This is a genomic window from Microcystis sp. M53598_WE2, assembly GCF_030067735.1.
Lineage (GTDB): Bacteria > Cyanobacteriota > Cyanobacteriia > Cyanobacteriales > Microcystaceae > Microcystis > Microcystis aeruginosa.
Genome location: NZ_JASJFE010000868.1, coordinates 1 through 4,081, shown reverse-complemented (window position 1 = coordinate 4,081; position 4,081 = coordinate 1). Strand labels below are relative to the sequence as shown.

General features: G+C 42.6%; 4 protein-coding genes. 2 read left to right on the top strand and 2 right to left on the bottom strand.

The window, feature by feature from the left end:
* Positions 1 to 500: 500 nt before the first annotated feature.
* Positions 501 to 1,925, bottom strand: a complete 1,425-nt coding sequence (locus PX636_RS17560; protein WP_502882897.1) for a protein adenylyltransferase SelO — start codon at positions 1,923 to 1,925, stop codon at positions 501 to 503.
* Between the two features lie 82 nt (positions 1,926 to 2,007).
* Between PX636_RS17560 and PX636_RS17555 the strand changes: the two genes are divergently transcribed.
* Both PX636_RS17555 and PX636_RS17550 read left to right on the top strand, forming a co-directional pair.
* Positions 2,008 to 2,265 (top strand): CRR7 family NDH-1 assembly protein, encoded by a 258-nt coding sequence (locus PX636_RS17555; RefSeq protein ID WP_004162451.1) that lies wholly within the window; start codon positions 2,008 to 2,010, stop codon positions 2,263 to 2,265.
* Between the two features lie 42 nt (positions 2,266 to 2,307).
* Positions 2,308 to 2,718, top strand: a complete 411-nt coding sequence (locus PX636_RS17550) for a salt stress protein, Slr1339 family (RefSeq protein WP_288033461.1) — start codon at positions 2,308 to 2,310, stop codon at positions 2,716 to 2,718.
* 6 nt (positions 2,719 to 2,724) lie between these two features.
* On the opposite strand, the gene PX636_RS17545 is transcribed toward PX636_RS17550, so the two are convergent.
* Complete coding sequence (locus PX636_RS17545; protein WP_288118085.1) at positions 2,725 to 3,954, bottom strand: hypothetical protein; 1,230 nt, start codon at positions 3,952 to 3,954, stop codon at positions 2,725 to 2,727.
* Positions 3,955 to 4,081: the final 127 nt, after the last annotated feature.

The window sequence follows — 4,081 nt, the reverse complement described above, 5'->3', positions numbered from 1 at the left end:
TAGTCTCTCTCTATTGATATTGTCTAACTACATATTATACAGAAACTTTCTGTATAACACTCTCCAGAGTAACAATATGGGTCAACTTTCGGCATATCACTCTATTTAAGCGCAATCGCCAGGACTTTTCCCTATATCACGCCCAAAAGCGTGTTAGCCAGATTAGCTTACTGCAAACAACCTCCTTTAAGGAGACTGATCACAGAATCCTTCTAGAGTTCTATCAAAGATTCTTAGATCTGACTGGACTTTGTCACAAAATTTTACTATTATTTTGACACTCTTAATGGTTAGAAGGGAAACATTGATCGCCAAGTCTGGTCAATTTTTGTCCAACGCATTTCAGGAAATGACCTGAATAAGTAGCTAGAGATAATTAATTACACATATTTAACTACCTCTTGCCTCTTGCCTCTTGCCTCTTGCCCCTTGCCCCTTGCCTCTTGCCTCTTGCCTCTCCTAACCAAGAAATTAATTTTGCACCACTACTTATTACTTAATTACTGTTTATTTTGTAATTTTATCACTAATTCGTGGAAAGGTTGCCAATCGTCTTTAGAGGTAATTGCTTCCCAAACCGATTCGATTAGCGGTCTAAGTAAAGCAGTTTTAGGATTATAATGCTTTAAAGTGTCGTCAATTTGAGACAAGGAATCTGGGGGTGATTGATTTAAGACCAAACTATATAACTCTCGCCAACGTTGCCAATCAGCTTTTGGTAAATCCATATTTTCAATAATTAGAGAACTATTTTCTCGCCAACCGTAATTAAATTGTTCACTTAATTGATAGAAAAAGTCGTGATAACCGAGGCCAGTTTCTTGGAGAACTTCCACGGTTTTGCTGACCAGTAAAGCGGATTCGGGAGTAAAAATATCCTCAAAACCTAACTTTTTGAGCATCATTTTTTGATAATAAAAATTGTAATGCTGGTCATAGTTAGCCAAAGCCAGATCTAACTCTAACAAGGAGACGACCATGGCCAGGGGAGATTGCAGTAACTCTAGATTTAAACGACAGATAAAAGGCTGATTACCATAACTATAACGACCACCGTAGTCGAAATAGGCCGCCGTAAATTGGGGGTTATAGGAAGGAATAAAAGCGTAGGGACCATAATCGAAACTTTCCCCGGTAATTGACATATTATCGGTATTGAGAACCCCATGACAAAAACCGGCGGCCATCCATTGGGCTGCTAATTTAGCGGTTCTTTCAATCAAAGCGGCGTAAAATTTTAAATAGCGATCGCTATCTTGGGGATCGATTTCAGGATAATAATAAATAATCACATGATCGAGGAGTCTTTTAATTAAATCGCTACGTTTAATATGAAATAAACGCTCAAAAGTCCCAAAACGAATATGAGAATTACTAACTCGAATCATCACCGAAGATCGCGTCGGGGAAGGTTCATCGCCGCGCCAGAGAGCTTCCCCCGTTTCCACCAAACTCAGACAGCGAGAGGTATTCACCCCTAAACCCCGTAAAGCTTCCCCGGCTAAGACTTCTCTAACTCCACCCTTGAGAGTTAACCTACCGTCCGCATGACGGGAATAGGGGGTCCGTCCCGATCCTTTCGTACCAAAATCGTATAATTTGCCATCAATACCCCTAACTTGACCGTAGAGAAAACCGCGACCATCTCCCAAGAAAGGATTATACTCGCCAAATTGATAACCGTGGTAACGCAGGGCCAAAAAGGGGTTCAGGGATTGAAATTTACCAAAAGCCTCGATAAAATGCTCATCTAAGGTTAATTCTGGCTGAATTCCCACCAAAGGTAATAAAGCATCATTGCGAAAACGAAGGATATGACTGGGAAAATCCGCAGCCGCAACTTGATCGTAGTATTGGTCCCCCAAGTCCTGCATGGCGCTTTCGTAAGGGAGACTGAGAAAGGGATTGGTGAGATGGTCTGTCATAGTGGTGGTGTCGATCGAGCGTTGAGGCGATAAAGTGATAAAGATAGCCAAAAAATTTTTCTACTGAGACTATCAAACAGCGATGCCCGATTCTATTATGTATCAAGGGGACTATTTTCTTGTCCTTGAGGCCGATCAACCTGAACAATTCCAGACTCCCGACCAGTTGCGGGATAAGTTAAAAGATTTAATCACCGCAAAACCGGAGATTTGTCCCCGACAATTGGCGAAATTCTCTAGTTTTGAGGAAAAATCTCTCTATCTGCGCGATAATTACTGCGAGTTGGACCTGGGTGAGGAGGGTTATTTACAATGGTATCTAGTGCGTTTGGAAAAATAAGGAAACCCGCTTTTTAACTTTTTACTTTCTAACTTGATCATTATGGGAGAAATAGAAGATTTACTGGCACAAATGAAGGCAGAATACCAGAAACGGGATCAGGAAAAACCGATGCCGTCCCCTTCTTCTCGCCAAGAAAAAGATCGTTCCCTGGCTGAATTTAAGGTTAATTATACCAGCGATTCTGCTACCGATGCGCTTTTAAAAGCTTTAGCCTTAGAAAACCAAGAAAGGCAACAACAGGAGGCAGCGGAAAAAGAAAAAGCGGCGGCATTAAAACAGCAGCGCAAGCGAGAAGCTTTAACTAGAAAGGCGAAGCAATGGTTAGATAAATTGGATGCTAAATCGGAGGAAGGACGCTGGTTTGAGGAGTTTTCCTATGGCTACGATTCTCCTTTAGAAGCGGCGATTGCCTATCTAGAAGCTTTGGGAGAAGTGGACATTTCTAAATGATCAGGTCTAATTTAAAGTTGTGGGTAAATTTGCTTGGTCAAAAACTCGATTATGCCACCAAATATTATCACCGGCTAGAATATTTGTGCCGTAACGAGGGACGATGCCATAAACAGTGCCGGGGTCATAATCCAAAGCTTGACTGATGAGATTGTAGAGACGTTGTAGATCAAAACCCCGGGGGTCACAATGGGGATATTTTCCTTGATTAATCAGAAAACTATCCACGGCAAAATGGCTGACAATTTGCGGTAATTGTCCCGTTTGTAAGGCTGCTAGGAGATAATATTTCGCCGTTTGTTGGTATTGAAAATCGCTGTAACCGGGGAGGGGTTGCAAGCGTCCTTTGGTCAAACAGTGGGATCCCGGCGCTTGTACCAGTTCAATGTTAACGCTGGAGATAACCCGACGATTTCTTTCGGCAAAAACTGGTCGCAAGCGATCGCAATTAGGGTGAGATAGCTGCTGACAAATCGCTTCTGTTGCCCATAATGCGGTGCTTTTTGCCCCATCAAAGTAATTTGTGGGATATTCTTTGACTAAACGCCTAAAGACGGCTTCTGAAGGCGTATTTAACCAAATTCTTGCTCTTTTTTCTAACTCAGGAGCCGATCGCGTACTCAAAGGAACACCCTCTAAAGCAAGTGCAAAACCCTTGACGCGGATAGTTTCTGGGGTAAGTTGCCACAGTTGACGCACTAATTGATCTCTGGTGTCTGCGGGCAGCATTTCGGCCGCTTGTTCATAAAAAGTGGCCGTGGGACGGTGACGTTCAAAAAAAGGCCGGGCGATCGAGTCTAAAATGTCTCTATCCTTGGAATTCTGTTTGCGGGGGATGTAAACATTGGGGCCCAATTTCATCGGACCGCGAGCATATTTTTTCTGTTCTTCGATGTTACCCGCAGTCATACTCCAAGCTGTATCGTGGAGAATAAACAAGGGAGTGCGATCGAGGGTTAATTCGGTTTCTGGCGGGGCAATTTGCAAAAATTCGGCGATTTTCTGCTTTTCTAACTCATCTAGGCTCTTACCGGCTAAATTCTCCCCCACAGTGGAGGGATTAAAAATATTTATGGTGGCAGTGGAGAGACTAGAGGTATTCAGTTTTAAAATCAGTAGGGACAAGACCAAGCTAATCACCAGAGAAGTCACTCCCCATCGCCATTGTTCCGGGGGAAAGATAGAATATCTGGGGGGAGAAAATTGTCTTGATTTTTGCCGTCTTTGTCGATTCATCGGACTCTTTTAAGTAGTTGGACAAAAGTAAAGTTAACTGTAGGGTAAGGAGTCGGTCGTCAGTAAGAATTGCGGCAATTTACATTTCTTAAGATAGACAACAGAATTTATGTCCGACTACTTAACT

Coding starts and splice junctions, on each gene's coding strand:
- PX636_RS17560 (WP_502882897.1), bottom strand. CDS start 1,925: ATGACAGACCATCTCACCAATCCCTTTCTCAGTCTCCCTTACGAAAGC.
- PX636_RS17550 (WP_288033461.1), top strand. CDS start 2,308: ATGGGAGAAATAGAAGATTTACTGGCACAAATGAAGGCAGAATACCAG.
- PX636_RS17555 (WP_004162451.1), top strand. CDS start 2,008: ATGCCCGATTCTATTATGTATCAAGGGGACTATTTTCTTGTCCTTGAG.
- PX636_RS17545 (WP_288118085.1), bottom strand. CDS start 3,954: ATGAATCGACAAAGACGGCAAAAATCAAGACAATTTTCTCCCCCCAGA.